Source organism: Microbacterium testaceum, from assembly GCF_001476285.1.
Lineage (GTDB): Bacteria > Actinomycetota > Actinomycetes > Actinomycetales > Microbacteriaceae > Microbacterium > Microbacterium testaceum_B.
In genome coordinates this window covers 1-649 of sequence record NZ_LDRU01000081.1, presented here as the reverse complement: position 1 = coordinate 649, position 649 = coordinate 1, and the positions used below count along the sequence as shown (strand labels likewise).

The 649-nt window shown below is 67.0% G+C and carries 1 protein-coding gene; it reads left to right on the top strand.

Annotated features, from left to right (window positions below; genetic code table 11):
- Positions 1-168: 168 nt before the first annotated feature.
- A partial coding sequence (gene ku / locus NS283_RS13425; protein ID WP_342626910.1) for a non-homologous end joining protein Ku occupies positions 169-649 on the top strand: 481 nt, incomplete at its 3' end.

Here is a 649-nt window from a genome sequence, read left to right as displayed (position 1 = left end):
GTGCCGGGCTCCGGACCAGCAGGGGTGGACCCGGGGACGTGACGGTGGCGGGGGCGGAAACCGGGCTGACGCTCCGGAGCGCGGCACATGCGTCAGGTCGGCGGGACGTGCGGGGACCGCGGCGCAAGGGTCTCGGCATCCACCCCTCTTTCGGTGTTCACTGGACCCATGCGATCGATCTGGAAGGGCGCCCTGACGTTCGGCCTCGTCAACGTGCCCGTCAAGGTGTACTCGGCCACGGAGGATCACGACGTCTCGCTGCACCAGGTGCACAACAAGGACGGTGGACGCATCCGCTACCAGCGCATCTGCGAGATCGACGGAGAGGTCGTGCCCTACAGCGACATCGATCGTGCGTACGACGACGGCGAACAGACGGTCGTGCTGACGAAAGACGACCTGGCGTCATTGCCGAGCGAGCGCAGCCGCGAGATCGAGGTCGTCGAGTTCGTGCCGAGCGACCAGGTCGACTTGCTCACGCTCGACAAGGCCTATTACCTCGAGCCCGACTCGTCCTCGCCGAAGGCGTACGTGCTGCTGCGCAAGACGCTCGAGCAGACCGATCGCACCGCGATCGTGCGCTTCTCGCTGCGGCAGAAGACCCGCTTGGCCGCGCTGCGCGTACGCGACGACGTGCTGGTGCTGCAGA